The sequence below is a fragment of the Planctomycetota bacterium genome (assembly GCA_016125255.1).
Classification (GTDB): domain Bacteria; phylum Planctomycetota; class Phycisphaerae; order Phycisphaerales; family Zrk34; genus RI-421.
The window spans coordinates 1-21,624 of sequence record WGMD01000026.1; the positions used below are offsets into that span (position 1 = coordinate 1).

The 21,624-nt window shown below is 62.6% G+C and carries 19 protein-coding genes; 11 read left to right on the forward strand and 8 right to left on the reverse strand.

The genetic code is table 11. The annotated features are described in order from the left end of the window. The first annotated feature begins 456 nt into the window (after nt 1-456). Both GC162_17030 and GC162_17035 read left to right on the forward strand, forming a co-directional pair. A complete protein-coding gene (locus GC162_17030) occupies nt 457-690 on the forward strand; it encodes a helix-turn-helix domain-containing protein (protein MBI1370341.1) in 234 nt (77 codons plus the stop codon). Next, the gene (locus GC162_17035; GenBank protein ID MBI1370342.1) at nt 687-1,901 is read left to right on the forward strand and encodes a hypothetical protein; all 1,215 of its coding nucleotides are present in this window, start codon (nt 687-689) and stop codon (nt 1,899-1,901) included. Before GC162_17030 ends, GC162_17035 begins: the two co-directional genes overlap by 4 nt. A 1-nt stretch (nt 1,902) precedes the next feature. On the opposite strand, the gene GC162_17040 is transcribed toward GC162_17035, so the two are convergent. From GC162_17040 to GC162_17055, 4 genes are all read right to left on the reverse strand, one after another. Then, nucleotides 1,903-3,531 carry an SAM-dependent methyltransferase gene (locus GC162_17040; protein MBI1370343.1) on the reverse strand — a complete coding sequence of 543 codons (1,629 nt, stop codon included), beginning with the start codon at nt 3,529-3,531 and terminating at the stop codon, nt 1,903-1,905. A gap of 251 nt (nt 3,532-3,782) precedes the next feature. After that, complete coding sequence (locus tag GC162_17045) at nt 3,783-5,030, reverse strand: DUF1501 domain-containing protein (protein ID MBI1370344.1); 1,248 nt, start codon at nt 5,028-5,030, stop codon at nt 3,783-3,785. Nucleotides 5,031-5,074: 44 nt separating this feature from the next. Next, nucleotides 5,075-7,159, reverse strand: coding sequence for a DUF1549 domain-containing protein (locus GC162_17050; GenBank protein MBI1370345.1), 2,085 nt, complete (start codon nt 7,157-7,159; stop codon nt 5,075-5,077). Between the two features lie 98 nt (nt 7,160-7,257). Further along, on the reverse strand, nt 7,258-7,521 hold the full coding sequence (locus GC162_17055) for a hypothetical protein (protein ID MBI1370346.1): 264 nt from the start codon (nt 7,519-7,521) through the stop codon (nt 7,258-7,260). Here GC162_17055 and GC162_17060 point away from each other — a divergent pair. From GC162_17060 to GC162_17100, 9 genes are all read left to right on the forward strand, one after another. Next, nucleotides 7,501-8,004 (forward strand): sigma-70 family RNA polymerase sigma factor, encoded by a 504-nt coding sequence (locus tag GC162_17060; protein MBI1370347.1) that lies wholly within the window; start codon nt 7,501-7,503, stop codon nt 8,002-8,004. The two genes, GC162_17055 and GC162_17060, sit on opposite strands and share 21 nt — an antisense overlap. Beyond that, a complete protein-coding gene (locus GC162_17065) occupies nt 8,001-9,548 on the forward strand; it encodes a hypothetical protein (protein MBI1370348.1) in 1,548 nt (515 codons plus the stop codon). Before GC162_17060 ends, GC162_17065 begins: the two co-directional genes overlap by 4 nt. Nucleotides 9,549-9,562: 14 nt before the next feature. Further along, nucleotides 9,563-11,089 carry a DNRLRE domain-containing protein gene (locus tag GC162_17070; GenBank protein ID MBI1370349.1) on the forward strand — a complete coding sequence of 509 codons (1,527 nt, stop codon included), beginning with the start codon at nt 9,563-9,565 and terminating at the stop codon, nt 11,087-11,089. 57 nt (nt 11,090-11,146) lie between these two features. After that, a complete protein-coding gene (locus GC162_17075) occupies nt 11,147-11,869 on the forward strand; it encodes a hypothetical protein (GenBank protein ID MBI1370350.1) in 723 nt (240 codons plus the stop codon). A gap of 92 nt (nt 11,870-11,961) precedes the next feature. After that, on the forward strand, nt 11,962-12,630 hold the full coding sequence (locus tag GC162_17080; GenBank protein MBI1370351.1) for a hypothetical protein: 669 nt from the start codon (nt 11,962-11,964) through the stop codon (nt 12,628-12,630). 7 nt (nt 12,631-12,637) lie between these two features. Further along, nucleotides 12,638-13,417, forward strand: coding sequence for a prepilin-type N-terminal cleavage/methylation domain-containing protein (locus GC162_17085; protein ID MBI1370352.1), 780 nt, complete (start codon nt 12,638-12,640; stop codon nt 13,415-13,417). Further along, nucleotides 13,408-14,196, forward strand: a complete 789-nt coding sequence (locus GC162_17090) for a prepilin-type N-terminal cleavage/methylation domain-containing protein (protein MBI1370353.1) — start codon at nt 13,408-13,410, stop codon at nt 14,194-14,196. Before GC162_17085 ends, GC162_17090 begins: the two co-directional genes overlap by 10 nt. 157 nt (nt 14,197-14,353) lie before the next feature. Continuing rightward, complete coding sequence (locus GC162_17095) at nt 14,354-16,657, forward strand: hypothetical protein (protein MBI1370354.1); 2,304 nt, start codon at nt 14,354-14,356, stop codon at nt 16,655-16,657. A gap of 109 nt (nt 16,658-16,766) precedes the next feature. After that, nucleotides 16,767-17,660, forward strand: a complete 894-nt coding sequence (locus tag GC162_17100; protein ID MBI1370355.1) for a hypothetical protein — start codon at nt 16,767-16,769, stop codon at nt 17,658-17,660. A gap of 30 nt (nt 17,661-17,690) precedes the next feature. On the opposite strand, the gene pstB is transcribed toward GC162_17100, so the two are convergent. Genes pstB through pstS form a run of 4 tightly spaced genes read right to left on the reverse strand, consistent with a single transcriptional unit; the run spans nt 17,691 to nt 21,581 of the window. Further along, a complete protein-coding gene (pstB, locus tag GC162_17105) occupies nt 17,691-18,527 on the reverse strand; it encodes a phosphate ABC transporter ATP-binding protein (GenBank protein MBI1370356.1) in 837 nt (278 codons plus the stop codon). Between the two features lie 4 nt (nt 18,528-18,531). Beyond that, nucleotides 18,532-19,458, reverse strand: coding sequence for a phosphate ABC transporter permease PstA (pstA, locus tag GC162_17110; GenBank protein MBI1370357.1), 927 nt, complete (start codon nt 19,456-19,458; stop codon nt 18,532-18,534). After that, entirely contained in the window at nt 19,455-20,447 is a 993-nt protein-coding gene (gene pstC / locus GC162_17115; protein MBI1370358.1) for a phosphate ABC transporter permease subunit PstC, read from the reverse strand. Before pstC ends, pstA begins: the two co-directional genes overlap by 4 nt. Nucleotides 20,448-20,492: 45 nt before the next feature. Continuing rightward, the gene (gene pstS, locus GC162_17120; GenBank protein ID MBI1370359.1) at nt 20,493-21,581 is read right to left on the reverse strand and encodes a phosphate ABC transporter substrate-binding protein PstS; all 1,089 of its coding nucleotides are present in this window, start codon (nt 21,579-21,581) and stop codon (nt 20,493-20,495) included. Nucleotides 21,582-21,624 lie beyond the last annotated feature (43 nt).

The window sequence follows — 21,624 nt, forward strand, 5'->3', positions numbered from 1 at the left end:
GCGATCCCCGGCCCGAGGGCGGGCCGGCTCTGATAAGACAAAAACAGAATCCGCCCCGCGTCCCGCCCGCTCCGAGCCGCCTTCGCCTTCTCCGAGCCCTGCCTTCTCCGAGCCGGCCCGCCCCCGGGCCGGTCTTCCTCCTGCCCGCTCCTCCCCCGCATCAAGCACGGCTTTTTCGTAGGGTGGGTCAAGCGCAGCGGACCCACCACGCCAGCCGATCCATCACCCGATAAAGAACGGAAGCAGATTCCAAACACATCACCGCCGCGATGAACGATTCATTGAAGATCGAACACAAATTCGCAAATTGTGGTGGGTCCGCTTCGCTCGACCCGGCCTGCCTTGCTGCTCCCCGGGCACGGGTCCGCGTAACGATCGGGGGCAATTGTCCTAATGTCCACCTTGTGCTACTTCTAGTCTGTCGATGTTTAGGCATCATCTGCTTAGCCTTTTGGGATGCCTTCCAAACAGGTCATTCTACAGAAGTTCGGTTCGGTCGTTCGACACCAGCGTGAACTGCGCGGATGGTCACAAGAGCGGCTTGCGGCCGAATGTAAACTTCAACGCACATACATAGGTAGTGTCGAGCGTGGCGAACGGAATATCACGCTTGCCAATATATTGCGCATCGCTCAATCGCTTGAGATTCGAGCCTCAGAGTTGTTGGAGCTTGTGGAGGCGAAGCTATGACGTTGAAGTACTTCGACAGCGGCAGCGGTGGACCAGATGATTGCTTGGGGCGCTGGCTCGATGATGAATTATTAGAGGGCATACGAGCTTTCCGCGGACAGTTCGGTTTCTTCGACATTTCAGCGCTCCGAAAGTATCTGCCGATGCTGCAAGGCATGGTCGACGACGGAGGCACGTTTCGCTTGGTTATAGGCGCGAATAATGGTGACCCGGCGAGCACCGCTGATGTCAATGCGCTGCTTCCCATTATTTCCGGCAACGGCGACGCTCGCCTCGCCATCGTGGGCTTTTCTAATGCACTGTTCCACCCAAAGACACTTCACATCGTCCGTGCCAATGATTCGTCGGTGGGAGTTGTTGGGTCGGCCAATATGACTGCAAAAGGGCTTGGACACAACGTGGAAGCTGGAGTCGTGATCGAGTCCAGCGACGCGAATGACGTGGCGCTACGCCACATTGCAACCGCCATCGACTACTGGTTCGAGTGCGATGAACCTGGCGTTTACGAGATCACCGAAGAAGACGACATCGGGCGGCTAGAAACACTCGGCCTCATTGTCCCGCCATCAACACGCCGTAGACTTCGCGGGGCCAACCGTGCGCGAGGTCCGGTCAGTGGCCGTGGGCAGCGTCGAGTGGGCTGGCGTCCACCGCACGTTCCAGCGGACGAAGAACCGGCTGAGGTCGAAGGCGATGGATCCGTAGAGATTAACGGTGAGGACATGGCTTACCGACCGGCGATTGTCGCTCATTGGTGCAAGGAGTTAGCCACATCCGATGCACAACAGCCGTCTGCGAGCCATCGAACGGTTCGACGTCCCAGAAATAGACCAACCAGAGTTACAGGACAGCTTCGCCTCACTAAGTCTGTGTTCGACATCGATGCCAGTCGGTACTTCCGTGACGAATTTTTTGCAAACGAAGATTGGTCAGTAGATATTCGGGCTGGAAAAAGATGGGAGCAGGCAAATATAGTTTTCCATTTGCTGGGCTTAGAAGGATTATCAACCCCCCAAACGTTGTTAGTTGAGTATGCGTCACATCGTGCGGACCATGCCGGTGAACCTACTACTGTTCTGAAATGGGGACCAGCACTAAACCAATGGCTCCGTGATAACAATCATACCGAATACTGGATCGTGCTTGAGAAAGATATCAATGGCCGATACTGGATGTCATTTCAATCTGATAAGCCTGGTTGGGCACCGTGACTCAATCCGTCGCTTCCTGCCGTTTGGACTGCAAGCGTCGTCGGGCCGCATCCAGCAGCGGGAGTAGCTCGGCGTATGCGGGGTAACGATTGGACAAGAACTCGTCCGTAGTCTGCATCACCGCGTGCGTAGGGTCGAGCTGGCCGTTGACACCTCGGCTGATAGTATCAACCTCATCTATTAGACCATTTGTTTTCAAAAGTGGCACGGTAAGCCTAGCAACCTCTGAGGGTACAAGCTCCAACACACCGCCTCCGTATGTGCGCCCCTCTATCTCCGAGGACAGAAGCGTTAGTGTGTTCTGAAAGGCGGCAGCCAAGTCATGCTCGCGACCGCGATATAGATCGCGCATTCGTCCCCGATAGATCGTGTCCGTTGTGTAAGCCTGCGCCTGATTGAGCAGTAGCCGATGGTAGTGGTGAGCCCGCTTGGTCATCATCAGATCCCCGCGCTGAATGTGAGGTACGCGGTACCAAGGCTTTCGTATACGGCACTTGTAGCGCGTCGGTAGACCTTGGGCCTCTCCAAGTGCTAGGTAATCCGAGACTCGCTGGCGACCGTTGGGTGTTGGTCGATCCTTTGAAAAGTCGAGCAGCCATGCACGGCTACCGTGAGTGCGGGCCGCCTCATGGTCCGCGTTGGTAAATACAACACCCGGCGAGTCTGCTGTTCGCGCAAGCAGTGGGATGGTCCAGTCCCACAGGTCGTACTCATCTGCCGTCTCGTCAGTAATTGTGAAGAAGGAATTGGCTCCAGTAACGATCGCCACTTCGATCCGAGCCAACTGCCCGAGCGCGTAGAAGCCGTCGAGCGCGCAGGCAGCGATGTACGCGTCATGCTCTCGCTCGGTCAGCATGTAACGCAGCCACGGGTCGCCGGATACCGCCACGCGATGCAGCCACCTGACTTCGATATCACGCCGATGCTCGCTAAACTGGACCGGCCTCGCCTCAGCGGGGCGCACAGCGCGCCTACCGCTCACCACTACGACGTCCTGCAAGATGTCGGGGAATGTTCCGCGGGGAAAGAGGTCGATCGACAAGTCGGTGAAACGTCTCACGAGGTACTGGCGAAACTGGCCACCGCTCGCGGTGCAAAACAACTCGCTCGGCAGAACCAGCGAAAAGCAGCCGCCCACTCTGATCCTATTGAGCGCCACGAGTGCGAAAGGAATCCACAAGTTGGAGACACGACGCAGGGATATGCCCAGTTCCGCGACCAGCGCCTCCGCAAGCGACCTGTCCTGTTCGCTCACAAACTGATACCGCACAAAAGGCGGATTGCCGACGACAACGTCGAAATCTTCGATGCCGCTCGTGGCCCAGTCGAAGAAGCTACCGTTAATGACGCGACCGCTTATGCTGCCCTCATCGAGTGCGGCTTCACATTTGGCGGACTCCGCCGGCATCAATTCAATAGCTGTCAACTCGATCCTTTGACGCTGACGGGCAGGCACGGCCCGAACCAGCCCGCGCAGAAAGGCACCAGCCCCGGCGGATGGTTCGAGCCACCGCCCTGACCATTCGCCTCGCATCGCTCTTATTCGAGAAAGGCAGAAGTCCACAACGTGAGGTTCTGTGTAGAATCCGCCACGGAGCTTATCAGGATGTACATGCTCTTTGAGAATCATGGCCTACTCAGCCCCATCTTATCGGCGAAGAACGCCATCAGTGCGCATCCCGTTGCTCAGGATTACGTGGCAGCATAACCGCCGGTCCGTCGGGCGTACAGTTGGGCGGGAGTATGAAAAAAACCGCGGCGTGACGCTGTGGGCTTCTGGGGGCGCGATGGGGCGGGGGATTGTTTGCGGGTGCGATCCATGCAATAAAAAACCTCTCGCGGGGGAGAGGTTTTTGGGGGGTGAGGGGATGAGGCGTCGGCTCAGAGCAAACCGTCGAGGGGTTTGCCTTTGTCGGCGACGGTGAAGGGGCGGCCGGAGGGGCTTTTGACGACTTTGTCGAGGGGGAGGCCCAGGGCGGCGGCGATGGTGGCGTTGAAGTCGGGGATGCGGCATTCCTTGTCTTCGACGTCGAAGCCGTTGGAGGTGGTTTTGCCGTAGACCTGTCCGCCCTTGATGCCGCCGCCGGCGAGGAGGCCGGAGAAGGCCTTGGGGTGGTGGTCGCGGCCCATGGAGCCGTTGATGTGCGGGGAGCGGCCGAACTCGGTGGCGAGGACGACGAGGGTCGAGTCGAGGAGTCCGCGGCTCTGCAGATCGGAGAGCAGGGTGGACATGGCCTGATCGAGGACGGGGACGCGGTCCTCGAGGGCGTCGAAGTTGTCGGTATGCGTGTCCCATCCGCCGAGGTTCACTTCGACGAAACGGACCTGCTGTTCGACGAGGCGGCGGGCGAGGAGGCAGCCCTGACCGAATCCGTTGTTGCCATACGCGGTGCGCATGGCTTCGGGTTCCTTCATGATGTCGAAGACTTCGGTGTCCTTGGAGTTCATGAGCTTGATCGCATCGGAGTACAGGTTCGTGTAGGCACGAATCTGCTTCTGGTCATAGTGATGACGGAAGGGCTTGTCATAGGCGTCGGCCAAGCTCAGGCGATCGTAGAAGTCTTTTTCGGAGAAGGGGACCTTGCCGTAGGGGAGTCCGTCGCGGGCGCCGCCGATGGGCAGGGGGGCGTACTTGGATTCGAGGAATCCGCTGGTGGCCTGCGAGCTGGAGCCGCCGATGATGACGTTGCCGGGGAGGACGGGGTTGTGCCGGCCGTCGAGGGCGAGGAGCCAGGAGCCCATGCCGGGGTGGATGATGGTGCCGCGCATGGCGTAGCTGGTGTGCATCATGTACTGGCCCTGCTCGTGGGCGCCGGTGGTCGAGCGGAGGGAGTTGACCACGGCGACCTTGTCCATCTGCTTGGCCATGCCTTTGAGATGCTCACCGAGGCGGATGCCCGAGACGTTGGTGTTGATGACGCCCATCGGTCCCTGCTCGGGGGTTCCGGGCTTGGGGTCGAAGGTGTCCAGATGGCTCATGCCGCCGGACATGTAGAGGTAGATGACGTTCTTGGCTTTGCCGGTCGCAGCGGCGGCGGCGGACTTGGGCGTGAGCATGGGCCACATGCTCACCCCCAGGAACGTGTAAGCCGCACGGGCGGCGAACTGACGCCGGGACATTTCATTCATGCGATGGACGATGTCTTTGAGCATGGCGGGTTCCTTATGCGGGCTTACTGGACGAAGGAGAATTCGCGGGTATTGAGGACGGCCCAGACGACGCGGTCCCAGTCGGGCTGCGAGCCGAGCATTTGCCCGGTGACCTGGCGTTCGTAGGGCGTGGGCGGACGGTTGAGGAGACTCAGGAAGATGACGTTGAGTTTGTCGGCGGGGTTGTTGGCCTTGTCAAGCGTCTGGGAGAGCATCGAGTTGGGGGCCATGACCCACTTGGTGATCGGGCCGTTGAACATGGCGAGCACCTGAATGATGTTGCCTTCATAGCAGGCGTTGGACATCAGCTCGCGGTCGGCCTGTCCGAACTGGCGGAGCAGGTGGTTGTAATTTTCGGGCTGGCGCAGCTCGGAGGCGCGCTTGAACCCGTCGTTGTAATCCTTCCAGCGCGAATCGTCGACCTTGGGGCGGTCCTTGTACTTGTCCTTGTCGCTCATGCCGCTCATGGACGCCATCGGGATCATCATCGACGGCTCCTTGAGTTCCCGGCGTTCCTTCTCAAGCTGCTTGACGAGGGCGTCGTTCTTGGCGGTCTTGGCCTCGTCGATCTTCTTGGAGATCTCGCGGCGCTTCATGTCGTATTCGACGCGCGGCTTGGCGATGTCGATGAGCTGCTGCGGGGTCAGCCCGGCAAGCTGCTCGCCGCGGTCATAGCGGCCGGTCGATTCGCCGTAGCGGTGATCGGGGTCGGGGATGGCGAGGGTCATGAGCGAATCCCAGATCTGCTCGGCGCTCATGCGGTGCAGCAGCGGGCCGGGGAAGTAGTACGTCGCTTCCTCGGGCAGGTCCTCGACGGTGACCATGCGCTGATAGGTGCGCGTGTTGTAGAGCATGCGCTCAAACTGCTTGAGGTCGAAGTTGAACTCCTTCATCTTGTAGGTCAGATAGGCCAGGAGTTCGGGGTTGGACGGCTTGGTGTCGTCGGTCATGGCGTCGATGGGGTTGGCCAGGCCGATGCCCATGACCTTCTTCCACATGCGATTGGCGATGACCATGGCGAAGCGGGGATTGTCCTTGGCGGTCATCCATTTGGCGTAGGCCTCGCGGACATCGTCGGTCTTGGACAAGTCGGGCGAGTCGCCGAAGAGCGCGAAGGGCTTGACGACCTGATTGGGCTTGGCGTCGTCGTACTTGTAGTTGCTGGGCAGGGTGATGTTGCGGTTGGAGACGCTCACGCCGTAGCTGAGCGGGCGGACGATGTTGTCGAGGGTCTGCATCAGGGGCTCGTCGCCCTTGATCATCATCTTGGCCTGTTTGACGTTCGGGGCCTCGGTGCGGGTGTTGACGCCGTAGGTGAACGCGGCCATTTCGTAGAACTCGTACTGCGTCCACTTGTCGAAGGGATGGTCATGGCACTGAGCACAGACGAGACTGGTGCCCAGGAAGACCTGCAGGTCGTTGGCGAGGTGGTCGAGGGGCATGCCGTCGTCGCGGAGGTAGTACCCGGCGGCGCCGTCCTCCCAGGTGTAGCCCTTGGCGGTCACGAGGGAGTAGACGAACTTGTCGTAGGGCATGTTGGTGCGGATGGCGTCCTTGACGTAGTCGACGTAGGCCTGCCCGCCGCCGTACATGTCGCTCTTGATGCGGAGGACGTCGGCCCAGTAGTTAAAGTCATTGGAGACGTGACCGGCGGAGTCCAGAAGCTTGTCGATGAGCTTGGCGCGCTTGTTGATGTCGCGCGAGTTGAGGAAGTCCATGGTCTCATCGAACGAGGGAATGCGCCCGATGATGTCCAGGTAGGCGCGGCGCATGAAGATCTGATCGTTGGCGGGGGGATTGGGCTGAACTTTGTGTTCGGTGTAGGCGGCTTCGATGAACTGATCGATGGTGCGGCTGGCTTCGATGATCTCGTCCTGCGAGGCGATCTTGTTGGCGATCGAGGGCGCGGCGGCTTGCTTGCCCAGCCGTTCGATCAGCGACGATTCACGGGACAGATCAGCGTAGGCCGTCATCACCGTGGGCACGATCACGAGGGCCGCCACCAGACCGAGAACCAGCCGGGACCGAGAGAAGATCATGTGCAGTCTCCGAAGTGAAAGTCGCGCGAATCGTCGGCATGCGCGGAAACCCAATCCGTGAACCGTCATCCATGAGCGGCAAGGGACTGGGCGCCTCTTCTACCTTATCGGCATGTGCATGCGCGAAAGTCTGTGCTATTCATACTATATCTTCTGGGACGCGATTCTCACAGGGAAGTTCCGAGCGTGCGTACAATTTTTTTACGAGGCGAGCGGTCATCGGATTTGGCAAAGTTTTTTTGCGAAGCGTGACAAAATCCGCCGGCTTGACGGCTTATCTTGTAGAGGCGACGAGGCCCGCCGGTGCGGCGTCGTTTCTTAAGTGCGTCAAATTCACAGGTTAGGATCAATTGGATAAAGATACCCGCCAAGGTGAGCCCCGCCATGAAGACGGCCGATACGCCGCCTTCATGCGGCTTTTTCTGGCCCATCAGCGCCGCATCTACGGGTTCATCCTCGCGATGCTGCCCAATGCGGCGGACGCGGACGATGTCTTGCAGGAAACGAACCTGGTGATGTGGGACGCCTTCGATCGCTTCGAGCCGGGGACGGACTTCGCGGCGTGGGGCATGCAGATCGCCCGCTTCCGCATCCTGCGCTACTTCGAGCAGCGCAAGCGCGAGCGGCGGACGTTTTCGCAGAAGACGATGGAGATGCTCGCCGACGAGATGGCGGGGATGGGCAACGCCCCCGATGCGATCCACGGGATCCTCGGCGAGTGCGTCGACAAACTGCCGGCCGAAGAGCGGCAGCTCATCACGATGCGTTACGAGCAGGACGCGGCGGTCAAGGATGTGGCCGATCGCATGGGCCTGAGCATCTTCACGATCTACAAGCGGCTCAACCAGACGTACCTCAAACTGCTCAACTGCATCCGCCGCACGATGAACCCCAACCGGGAGGGGGCGCTATGACGGACAAACCAGCGAAGCATGTCGTCGATCTGTTCGCGGCGTACAGCGAAGAGCAGATCGGCGAAGAGCAGATGCAGCGGCTTGAAGCCATGCTTCAGGACGATGCGGAGGCGCGTCAGCAGTTTCTGATGTGCACGCTGCTTCGCGCCTCGCTTCAGGAGCGCTACGCCACGCCCGCCGTGGAAATCATTCCCGAAGCGCCCGCGTCATTGCCGGGGCGGCGTCAGATTTGGCGCTGGGCCGGTCGCATCGCGGCGATGCTCCTCATCAGCGCGGGCGTCCTCGGGGCGCTGTGGCTGGGCCGCTCGCATGGGAAGGATCAGTCGGGCAGCGGGCCGGCAGCGCCGGTGGCGGTGCTGACGGAGTCGGACGATGTGGTGTGGGGTCGGACCTCGATGGACGCGGAGCAGCTTGTGCCGGGGGCGTCGCTGACCCCCGGGCGTCTGCGGCTTGTGTCCGGCCGGGTGCAGGTGCTCTACAACAGCGGGGCGGTGGTGACGATCCATGGCCCGAGCGACTACGAAATTCTGGCGGACAATCAGGGCCGACTCGCCAGCGGGTCGATGCTGGCGTATGTGCCGCCGCGGGCGCGTGGGTTCACGGTGCAGGGTCCGCGGGGATTGTCGGTGATGGACCTGGGGACGGAATTTGAAATGCGCGTCGATCGGGACGGCCGCTGCGGGATCGATGTCCTGCAGGGGCGCGTGGCGTTGATCAATCGCGACCAGTACGAGGAGCTGACCGCCGGCGGCGCGGCGCACACGACCGTGGCGGGGCGGATCGTGCTCGTCGGCGCGACGCCGGAGCAGATTCGTTACGTGCACTACAGCTTCGACGAACCGGCGGGCGATCCGCTTGAGGATGCGGGGCAGGGCTTCATCGCCGGCCCGTACCCCGCGGCCCTGCGGTTCACCGAGCCGGGCAAGGAAGGCCCCGATCGAATCGCCGGTCCGTTCGGCATGGCGCTGTCGTTCGACGGGATCAACGACTACGTGCAGACGCAGTTCCCGGGCATCGGCGGGTCCAAGCCGCGCACCGTGGCGATGTGGGCGCGGATCGCGCCGGATGCGTCGACGAAGGATTCGCTGGCGCTGCTCAGTTACGGGCGGTTCGAGCACGAGATGATCTGGCAGATGTCGTGGAACACGTACGCGGCGGACGGGGCGATGGGGGCGCTGCGCGTGGGCGTGATGGGCGATCAGATCGTCGGCAAGACGGACCTGCGCGACGGCAAATGGCACCACCTTGCCGCGACCTTCGACGGCTCCACCGCCCGGCTCTACGTCGACGGGCAACTCGATGCGACGCACGAGATGGCCCACAGCATCGACACCGAGATCGGCCGCGGCGCGACGCCGATGGTCCTCGGCCGCAACGTCAAACTCGCCAGCGGCTCCGATCAGTTCTTCCGCGGCGCGATCGATGAAGTGTACGTCATCGACGACGCCCTGAACGCCAATGAAATCGGCGCCTTGATGCACGACAACGCGCTGCCCGAGCGGCTTTCCAACGGACGCAGCCGGAATGGGGGAGCCCAACAATGACAAGGAGAATGGCCATGAGGATCGCACGTTGGATGACGCAAGCGGTGTTCGTGATGACGATCGGCGGGGCGCTGGCGACGACGCACGCGGCGCCGGTCGTGACCGAGGCGTTCAGTGACGCGTACACCGAGCAGGCGCTGATCAACGGGCAGACCGCCAACGGCGCGGGACTCACCGGCGCCTGGGCCACGACCACCACCAGCGGCCAGCCCGACACGCACGCCGTCGGGTCCAGCGGACTGGGCTATTTCGTCGGCAATCGCGTGCTCCTCTCGACCGACGGCAGTCTGACCTTCGGCACCACCGGCTCCGCCTCCGACCGCGTCTCCCAGGCCTCGCTCGCCTCCTATACGCCCACCGCCGGCGACCTCTACTTCAGCGGCATCGTCTCCGCGCCCTCCGGCACCGGCTTCGCCATGTGGCGCATCCTCGACAACGTCACGACCGGCCTGTCCCCCGGCGACTTCGGCATCCAGTTCGGCGTCAACGCCGGCAACGTCCGCATCCGCGCCCGCACCACCGGCGGCGTCTCCAACACCGACTTCAACGTCGCGACGAGCTTTGTCGGAAATCAGAACATGTTCTTCGTCATCAAGGTCGAGCAGAACGTCTCCGGGTCCAACGACCGCGTGAGCGTGTGGCTCAATCCCTCGAACCTCGGCTCCGAAGCCGCCGCCGGCACGCCGACGTTCACCACGCTCGTCGCCGCCTTCGATCAGACCACTTCCAACCGCGCTGTCGACAACCTCAGCGTCCGCACGGTGAATTACACCGGCACTTCGTGGGCCGGGTTCGATGAATTCCGCATGGCGGGTTCGTGGGCCGAAGCCGTGCCGAGTCAGAAGATGATCGCCTTCAAGACCGTCGCCGACACATACGTGCAGGCCGACGGGTCCAGCGGCGGTTCGTCGCAGATCCTGGCGATCAAGAACGCCTCCACGCTCGGCTTCTCCCGCAAAATCTACAGCCGCTTCGACCTCAGCTCGATCGACGAGTCGATGATCAAGGACGCGCGGCTGTCGCTGACGATGGACCTGGCCGGCGGGTCGTCGGACATGGATCAGACCCACGCATGGGTCTTCAATGTTTACGGCCTCAAGGACGGCGACGCCGGCGAAAGCTGGAACGAATCGACTCTCACCTGGGCCACCGCCCCCGGGAACGACACCGCCAGCGGCGACGGTGTTCTCTCGGGTAACACGACGCTGCTCGGCTCGTTCATCGTGACCGGCTCCGAACGCCTGAACCTGATGCTCACCGCCGACGAACTGCCCGGACTCGTCGACTTCCTCAAGGCCAATCTCAACGGCCTGGCCACGCTCATCATCACGCGCGACACCGCCGGCGACGGCGTCGAACTTTCGCCCAATACCGTGCACGGCATCCGAAGCCGCGAGTACGACATCGCCAATGGAACCAATTTCGCCATGACCCTCCTCGTCACCGTCCCGACCCCCGCCGCGCTGCCCGCGGGGTTGGCGCTGATGGGGCTGGCACGTCTGCGTCGCCGGGGCCGCGCCGACAAGACCGCTTCCCGCTGAGAAAACAGAAACAGGAGACTGTGAAACATGATGTTTGAGATGTTCAAATCGTTCGGAATGGCGCGACAAGCTCGGGCGCTCCTCGCCTTGTGCGCCCTCTTCGCCGTCCCGCACGCCGCCGATGCGGCGATCGTCGCCAGATATGACTTTTCCTCCGGCAGCGTGACCAATTCAACCACCTCGACCGCCGCCGCTTCGAGCGTCGCCGCGTCGCCCGCCGGCACGACCGCCAGTCTCATGACCCTCGCCGGCTCGAGCACCGGCTCCAGCTTCTCCATCTCCGGCACCACCAACACCGCCTATATCGCCGCCAACCTCACCGCCAATTCCTTCGCCAACGCCATCACCCTCGGCCGATATCACACCTTCAACGCCTCCCTCACCAACCCGTACACCCTCACCGGCCTGACCTTCGACTTCGGCGGGTCCAACAACTTCGTGTCCACGACCGTCAACATCAACTTCGGCGTGCAGGCCCAGATCGGCGCCGGCGCGTTCAACACCATCGGCACCGCCGTCTTCGCCATGCCCCCCGGCATGTCCACCTCGTCCATCAACCTCGGCGGATCGTTCAGCGCCCTCCTCAATAGCACATTCGAGAACCTCAGCAGCACCACCGTCACCTTCCGCATCTACACATGGGACGCGGACACCGTCTCGAGCGCTCACACCACGCGCTTCAAAAACGTCGTGCTCAGCGGTTTCGCCGTCCCGACCCCCGCCGCGCTGCCCGCGGGGCTCGCGCTGATGGCGCTGGGCGTGATGCGTCGTCGGCATTGAAAGAAAAAAGAAAAAGGCCAGAGAAACGGAAATCGAAATTTTTAGTGGAGCCAAGTGAAGTCATGCAAGCCAATCGCAATCAAACCCGAATCGTGTCCCAAGTCGTCCTCCTCGCCGCGGCGCTTTTGCTGCTCGTCGGCGCCAACGCTCATGCCGCTGTCATCGCCAACTACGACTTTAACGCAGGCAACGGCGTCTCGACCGACACCAACGCCGACTCCAATGCCCTGAACTTCACCGGCGTCGGCGGCAACGCGGCGATCTCCGGCTCGACGTTCTCCGCCTTTCTCCGATCCAACGCCACCGGCTCGACGCAGAACGCCGCGCTCTCCGACACCGACTACTTCAGCTTCACCGTCAACGCCGTCGGTGCCGCGAAGATGAACCTCACCTCGCTCGTGTTCAAGTTCGGCGCCAGCACCGGAACGCCCACGCTCCACAACACCGTCTACGTTCAGAACAGCGTGCAGGGCTTCGGCATCGCCGCGCCTTTTTCCAGCTATTCCTCGACGCACTCCAACACCGGCGGCCTCGTGCAGGTCGCCACCATCGTCCCGCCCATCGACCTGTCCGCTGCGATTTTCAAGCAGCTCACGACCATTGAATTCCGCTTCTTTTTCTCCGATGACCAGGACACGACCGGCGAGATCAACCGGCTCGACGACGTCGTGCTCAACGGCGTGATCGTCCCGTCGCCGATGGCGCTGCCCGCCGGTTTGGGCCTGTTGGGGATTGTCCTCATGGGCCGACGCCGCCGGTGACCGTTTAATGAATGCAGGTTCTCAGTCAATGATCAAGCGCGCCGCATTCACGCTCATCGAACTGCTCGTGGTGGTGTCCATCATCGCGCTGCTCATCGCTGTGCTGCTGCCCGCCCTGACGCAGGCCCGCACGCGGTCCAAGGAGCTTGTCTGCGCCGCTGACCTGCGCGCGCTGACGCAGGTCACGATCATGTACGCCAACGAGTACCGCGGGTCGCTGCCGGACTTGGGCCTCAAGCCCGGCACGAACACGGCGGCGTCGCAGCTCTACTACACCTTCATCGAATGGCGCAAGCTCTTCGAGAACAAGTACGGCATCCGCCGCAATCATTGGTACAGCCCGAACAATCCGTCGTGGAGCGGCGACGATCTGTACTACTGGCCGACCGGCGTCCCGTCGACCTCGACCGACATCGTGATGGGGCGATTCTATTTCACTTCGACGAAGGGCAACGGCCGGGATGTGGCGACGTCGTACATGTTCAACGGGCTGGTCGATCCGCTGCCCGTCGGCGAGTGGCCGCTCTTTGCACAGAAGCTTTCGGACAAGCCGCACTGGTCGATTGTCTGGACCGACCTGAATCGCGAGTATCCCTCGACGCCCGGTTACATCGACTGGTCCACGCCCGGCGCCAACCGCATCGGGGCCAATCATCTGTACGGCGATATACACGACATTCCCGCGGGGTCGCACGAATCGCATCTGGACGGCAGTGTGGAGTGGGTGTCCGGCTCCGACTTTAAGGTTCGCGCCCGACCGGGCAACGAAATCGAAGCATGGTGGTGAGGATTCCGAAAATGCGCCGCACGCACGACAATCCGTCCGCGTTCACGATGATCGAACTGCTCGTGGTGATTTCGATCGTGGCGCTGCTCGTCGCCCTGCTCATCCCCGCGCTGGCCCAGTCACGCCTCCGCGCCAGGGAAGTCGTCTGCGGGTCGGACATCCGCACGCTCTCTCACGCCACGATCGTCTACGCCACCGACAACTTCGGCCTGATGCCCGACCTGTCGCTCAAACCCGGCACCACCAGCACCTACACGAATGATCTGTACTGGACCTATCCGGGCTGGCGGAATTTCTTTGAGAGCAATTACAACATCACCCGCCGCCAGTGGTACAGCGTGTCGAATCCCTCATGGAGCGGCGATGAACTGTACTACTGGATCGGCGGCGCGTCGGGCGGGACGGCGGCGACGGCGACGCAGCTCATCCTCGGACGCTTCTATCTGCCTTCGACCCTCGGTAATTCCGATGCGATCTTCAACGGCACCGCCGGCGCGGTCCCCGCCTCCGCGCGCCCGCTGTTCCCGACACGGCTCTCGTCCAGCGCGTACTGGCCCTACCTCTGGACCGACCTCAACCGCGTCTACCCCAGCGGTGCGACAATCAACTGGTCCATGTCCGGCGCGTCGCGCATCGGCGCCAACCACCTGGACAACCGCAACTACACCGAAATGCCCGGCGGAACGCACATCGGGTACATGGACGGCAGCGTCGTGTGGGTCAGCGGATCGCAGATGAAGAAGCGGGTCGTGTACAATAGCGTCGACTATTACTGGTGATTCGTCCAACCGTTTCCACACTCCGGAAAACTCCATGACTTATCGAATCCCTTGCGCGGCGATCGTGGCTCTGTCGTTTTGCTTTTCGATGGGTGCTGCGCCGGTTCGCGCGGCTGAGGAGAAGCTTTCGATCTCCGGGCGCTATCCGAACCTGGCGATGTACAACCATCAGGGCGAGTGCGGCGTCGGCGCGGTCGTGCCTTGGGCCGGTCGGTTGTGGGTCATCACCTACGCGCCGCATCAGCCGCGCGGCTCCGATGACAAACTCTACGAAATCGACGACGACCTGAACCAGACGATCCGCCCCGAATCGATCGGCGGCACGCCGGCCAATCGCATGATTCACCGCGAATCGAACCAGCTTTTCATCGGCCCCTACGCCATCGACGCCGACCGCAACGTCCGCGCGATTCCCTATTCCAAGATGCTCGGCCGGCCCACCGCCAATGCGCGTCACCTGTCCGACCCGGCGAACAAGATTTACTACTATACCATGGAGGAAGGCCTCTACGAAGTCGATGTGCATACGCTCGACGTCACCACGCTGATGAAGGACGCGGCCGCGCCGGGGTTCGTCAACGTCCTGCCGGGCTATCACGGCAAGGGCGCTTACTCATCGCAGGGCCGGCTCGTCGTCGCCAACAACGGGCAGCACGACGATCATGACTACAAGCATCATCTGTACGGCCCGAGCGGGACGCTTGCCGAATGGGAAGGTCCGGGGCATGACTGGCACGTGCTGATGACCAACCAGTTCACCGAAGTGACCGGCCCCGGCGGGATCGAAGGGAACGCCAAGGCCGACGACCCGCTGTGGTCGATCGGCTGGGATCAACGCTCGCTCATCCTCAAAGTGCTCGACGGCGGCGACTGGTACACGTACCGCTTGCCCGTCGCCGATTTCAGCTATGTCGCCTCGCATGGTTGGTACACGGAGTGGCCGCGCATTCGCAAGGTCGGGCCCGAGGGGCAGTACCTCATGAACATGCACGGCGGATGGTTCGACTTCCCCGGGGCGCTGCGGGCGGAACACGTCGGCGGACTGGCCCCGATCGGAAATTACCTGAAAATCACGGGCGATTTCGCCAATTGGCACGACCGCATCATCTTCGGCTGCGACGACACCGCCATCACCGGCGGCAACAACATCGCCGGCCAGTCGCATTCGAACCTCTGGTTCACGACATGGCAGGGACTGCACGAAGCGGGGCAGCCCTATGGGCTCGGCGGCGTGTGGGTGCATGACGAAGTCGAAGCCAACACGCCCAGCGATCCATACCTGCTCGCCGGTTACACGCACCGCGCGATCCACCTCGCGCACGACGGCGACGACCCGGTGTGGTTCACGATCGAAGTCGACAAGAAGGGCGACAATCACTGGCAGCCGTATGCGAATATCGAAGTGCCGCCGCATGGGTATGTCTGGCAGGCGATCGGCGACGATGTCGAGGCGCAGTGGCTGCGCGTGCGGACGAACCGGCATGTCAAGGATGCGACGGCGTATCTGCACTACGGGATCAGCGCGGGCGTGAAGACGGACCGCGCGATGTTCGCCGCGCTCGCCGATGTCGACGCCAAGCAGCCATGCTCCCGCGGGATCATCCGCCCGCGCGGCGAAGACATGGGCACGCTTCAGTTCCTTGCCGAGACGGTCGACGGCGACGGGAAAGCGACCGGCGGCGGATACTACGAAATCGGCGCGGACATGAAGCTCAAGCCCGTCGCCGATGCCGACAAGCAGATCGCCTACATGAAGGACAAAGCGGCGATCAAGGCGAGCGGCGTGTCGGTCGATGACGCATCGGTCATCGTCAAGCGCGACGGCGTGACGTACCGGCTGCCCAAATCGTCGGCGGCGTACGACGCCCCCGGCAGCGCCGCGGCGCGCACGATCCGCGAGGTCGTCACGGAGCGCGATCTGCTCAACGCGGGCGGGACGATTTATGTATTGCCGCACCCGGAGTCGATGAGCGTGCGCGGGATCAAGCCGGTGTGTACGCATGACAAGCGCATCGCCGACTTCTGCTCCTGGCGCGGCATGCTGGTGATGAGCGGCTGCGCGAGCGATGCGGGCGATGATATGCACCACATCCGCTCGACGGACGGGAAGGTGGGTTTGTGGATGGGGGATATTGATGATCTGTGGCGGATGGGCAAGCCGCGCGGCGTCGGCGGGCCGTGGCGTCAGACGATGGTCAAAGCAGGCGCGGCGTCGGATGCGTATCTGATGGCCGGTTACGATCAGAAGAAGCTGGCGCTGTCGCATGACGCCGCGGAGGCGGTGAATTTCCGTATCGAAGTCGACGTGGCGTGCGACGGGACGTGGCGCGCCTTTCAGACGCTTTCGGTCGCCCCTGGCCAGACGCTCGAGTACGCCTTCCCCGCCGGTTACAGCGCCGGGTGGGTCCGCCTCGTCGCCGATCACGACTGCAAGGCGACGGCGACTTTCACGTACAACTGATTCGCCAGCTCACCTCTCCTGGAGGGAGAGGGGGCCGGAGGACTCCCGGCCGCTATGATGCACTCCATCCGGGCTGCGTTTTCATTTTTCATGCACACGAGGAACAGCGATGACTCATCGGATTTGGCGCGGCGTGATGGTGGTGGTGATGGTGTTGACGAGCGTCGCGGGGCGGGCGATGGCGTGGCATCATGAGGGGCATCAGCTCATCGCGCGCGATGCGGCGCGGGCGCTGCCGGAGGATGCGCCGGCGTTTTTGCGCGACGGGGCGATGATGATCGCGCATGTCGCGCCGGACCCCGATCTGCTTCGCTCGCAGGACCTGCCGCAGATCCGCTCGACGGAGTCGCCGGAGCATTATCTGGATTACGAACTGGTCGAGGGCAAGCCGCTGCCGGCGACGCGTTTCACGTATTACAAGATGCTCTACGACATGAAGCTCGATCCGGCGAACGTGGGCAATCTGCCGTACGCGATCACCGAATGGCAGCAGCGGCTGACGATGTCGCTGGCGGAATACCGCAAGTGGCCCGACAACGAGTTCATCAAGTCCAAGTGCCTCGTGTATGCGGGCATCTTGTCGCATTACTCGGGCGACCTGGTCATGCCGCTGCACACGACGATCCATCACGACGGCCGCGTCGTCGAAGGTCAGCCCACCAAGCGGGGCATTCACACGAAGGTCGACGATCTGCTCTACCGCATCAGCGACGCGGACGCGGCGCTGACGGCGGACATGAAGGTCGAGGCGTACGACAACGTGTTCAAGTCAGTGATGGCGGAGCTCGAGTCGTCGCACAAGCTGGTGGACAGGGTGTACGAACTGGAGGATCAGCTTCCGGGCGTGAAGGAGAAGAAGGAACTGACGCCGGCGGTGCGGGACTTCGCGGTCGAGCGGGCGCGCGAAGGCGTTCGGTTCACGGCGAGTCTGTTCTACACGGCCTGGGTCAAGTCGGCGAGCGTCAAAGTGCCGAGCTACTTCGATCGCGAGCCGGGGAAATGAGGGTGCTGAGCCGCGAGCGGCGGGGGGAAGTTAGCTGAATTCGCCGCGGATGTACTGAAGGGTATGGAATTCCTGGGGGGCTTCGAAGATTTTGCGGGTGTCGTCATATTCGACGAGGTAGCCGGTGCGGCCGCCTTCGGAGGTGTCGACGTACATGAAGCCGGTCTTGTCGGCGACGCGGGCGGCCTGCTGAAGGTTGTGCGTCACGATGGCGATGGTGTAGCGTTCCTTGAGCTCGACCATGAGTTCCTCGATCCGCCGCGTGGCGATCGGGTCGAGCGCGGAGCAGGGCTCGTCCATGAGCAGGACTTCGGGCTCGGTGGCGATCGCGCGGGCGATGCACAGGCGCTGCTGCTGACCGCCCGAGAGCGAGAGGCCGCTGGACTTGAGCTTGTCCTTGACCTCGTCCCACAGGGCGGCGCCGCGCAGGGCCTTTTCGACCTGCTCGTGCACATTGCCCTTGTACTTATTGAGGCGGAGGCCGAAGGCGACGTTGTTGAAGATGCTCATGTGGAACGGGTTGGGCTGCTGGAACACCATGCCGATTTTGCGGCGGACGATGACGGGATCGACGCGCCGGTCGTAGATGTTCAAGCCCTGATAGTGCACGTGTCCGTCGAAGCTGAATCCGGGGATCAGATCGTTCATCCGGTTGATGCAGCGGAGTGCGGTGCTCTTGCCGCAGCCGGAGGGGCCGATGAAGGCGGTGATCGTGCCGCGCTCGATGGGGATGTGCGTATCGCGGACGGCCTTGAAGGAGCCGTAGTACAGCTCCTTGATGTGGCAATCGATGACGATGTCCAGCGTCGGCGCCGGCGCGGGCTTCGTGGTCAGGGTCGTCTGCGGCTTGGGGGTTGTCTGGATCATGGATTTACCCTTGCGGTCTGCTACGACGAGAAAGAATCTGACCACCGATGTTGAACGCGAGAACCAGAAGCACCAGGACCAGCGAGGCGGCCCACGCCAGATCGATCAGGTTGTCGAACGGGCTGCCGGCTGAATTGTAAATGAAGACGGACATCGATGCAGTGGGTTGGAACAGGTGGACGTACGGATTATTTTGATTAACAGGCCACATAAAATTACTGGAAAGAGCCGTGAAGATCAGCGGGGCGGTTTCGCCGGCGGCGCGTGCGACGGCGAGCATGACGCCGGTGAGGATGCCGGGCAGGGCGGTGGGGACGACGACTTTCCATGTGACCTGCGCGCGTGTGGCGCCCATGCCGACGGCCGCCTGCTTCATCTTGGCGGGGACCATGTTGATCGCTTCTTCGGCGGTCAGCAGCACGATCGGAATCATCAGGACGGACAGGGCGGCGCCGCCGGCGAGGGCGGAGAACTTGCCCATCACCGCGACGATGGCCGCATAGGCGAAGACGCCGGCGAGAATCGAGGGGAAGCCGGTGAGCACTTTGGCGGAGAAACGGACGATGGTCGCGGCTTTTGAGTCGCGACCGTATTCCGCGAGGAAGATCGCGCCCAGCACGCCGAAGGGCACGCTGATAAGTGCGGCGATGCCGACCATCAGGAGCGTGCCGACGATGGCGTTGCCGAAACCGCCGCCGGCGTCGCGCGGGCCGGGGGGGAGTTGCGTGAAGGTGGCGAGTCCGCCGTGAATGATGCGCGTCCCGCCGCGGTAGATGAGCATGATCAAGACGGAAAACAGCGGGATGCAGGCGATGACCGTCAGCCCGCCGGCGAGCAGACTCAGCAGCATGCTCACAAGCGTGCGGCGATCGCGGTAGCTGCGGAAATACGCGGCGTGATGGGCGGGAATCGCGGCGGGGGAGGTGCTCATTGGCGCGCCCCCTTGCGGTCGCGATTGGAATACATGATCACCATCGAACCGGCGACGTTGACCAGCAGCGTGATCGAAAGCAGCACGAGCCCGGCGAACAGCAGCACGTTCTGCTCGGTCCGGCCGGCTTCGGGGAAGTTGTTGGCGATCAGTGCGGCGAGGGTGTTGCCCGGTGCGAAGAGCGAGAGGTGAAACGCATTGACGTTGCCGAGGAGCATCGCCAGCGCCATCGTCTCGCCCAGCGCCCGGCCGAACCCGAGAATGATCGAGCCCATGATGCCGGTCGAAGCGGTGGGCAGCAGGACTTTGAGGATGACTTCCCATCGCGTGCAGCCCATGCCGTAGGCGGCGTTGCGCAGTTTGGGATCGACGGCGGAGAGCGCATCGCGCGAGAGCGCGGCGATCGTCGGCAGGACCATGATGGCCAGCACCATCGCCGCCGGGAGCATGCCCGGGCCCACAAGCGTGCCTTTGAAGAAGGGGATCCACGAAAGATGCTGCCCGAGGAAATGACAGATCGGGCGCAGCAGGGGGATGACGACGTAGATGCCCCAAAGTCCGTAGACGACGCTGGGGATCGCCGCGAGCAGCTCGACGATGTTCTTGAAGACGAGCGTGATCTTTTTGGGGAGGAAGTCCTGGCTGAGGAAGATGGCGATGGCGACGCCGAACACGGTCGCGATGGAAAGTCCGATGAGGGAGCTGTAGACGGTTCCGAAGATCGGGGCGCGGAGGCCGAATTCTTCGCGTCCGACGTCCCAGTTGTCGGAGAAGACGAGCTTGACGCCGAACGCGCGGAAGGCGGGGACGGCGGCGACGCCGATCATGTAGAGGATGTAGGCCAGAAGCAGGACGGTGCCCCATGCGAAGCCCGTGGCGGACCAGCGCGTGCCGCGGTCGACGAAGCGGTCGAAACCCGTCGGCGGGCGCGAGATGGTCGCCAGTGCGTTCGTCGGGTTGGAGGGCACGCTGCTCATGGGGCTGTCGATCAAAGCGGCGTCGGGGTGTTACCCCCGCCGTCGCGAGGGTGGTGTTCACTCAACCTTGATGGCGTCGACGGCCGCTTCGACCTTCTCGACGACATTGGCCGGCAGCGGGACGTAGCCCAACTCGGCGCTGATTTTCTGACCGTCGTGCAGGCCGTACTTGATGACGTCCTTGAGGGCGTTGCCGATCTTGGCGTCGGTGTACTTGGGGTGCGCGAGGATCCAGGTGTAGGTCACGATCGGATACGAATTGTCGCCTTCGGGATCGGGGAGCCACGCACGCAGATTCTCGGGCATCTGCACGGCTCCGAGCGAAGCGCTGGCCGTCTCGAGCGAGGCCTTGACATACTTGCCGGCCTTGTTCTCCAGTTCCGCGGCGGGAAGCCCGGCGGTCTGGAGGTAGCCGTATTCGATGTATCCGATCGAGCCGGGCGTCTGCTTGAGCAGCGCGGACACGCCTTCATTGCCCTTGCCGCCGACGCCGACGGGCCACTTGACCGTCTTGCCCACGGCCGGCCCCGCCGCCCAGTCCTTGCTGACGGCGTTGAGGTGGGTGGTGAAGACGAACGTGGTGCCGGAACCGTCGGAACGGTGGACGACATTGATGGGCATGTCGGGGAGGGTCACGCCGGAGTTCGTGGAGGCGATTTTCGGGTCGTTCCACTTGGTGACGGTGCCCATGAAGATGCCGACGTAGGTATCGCGCGAGAGCTTGAGGTCGGCGACGCCGTCGAGGTTGTAGGCGAGGACGATGGAGCCGGCGGTCATGGGCAGCAGGGTGACGCCGCCGTCGACCTTGGCGATTTCCTCATCGCTCATGGCGGCGTCGGAAGCGCCGAAGTTGGTCGTGCCGGCGGTGAACTGGGTGATGCCGCCGCCGGAGCCGATCGACTGGTACTCGATGATGACGTTCGGATGCGCCGCGTGGTAATCCTTGAACCACTGGCTGTAGAGCGGCGCGGGGAAGCTGGCGCCGGCGCCGACGAGCTTGATGACTTCGGTGCTTTCGGTGGTCGCGGCGGGTGTGGAGCCGCCGCCGGGCGCGGGCGTGCTTTGATCGCCGCCCTTATCGCAACCGGTCAGCGACAGACCGATCGCCATCAGACCCAGACCCATGATCGTGTTCAGACGTTTCATCGAAAGAGACTCCAGACTCAGTGAAGGGATAACCATGCGACAA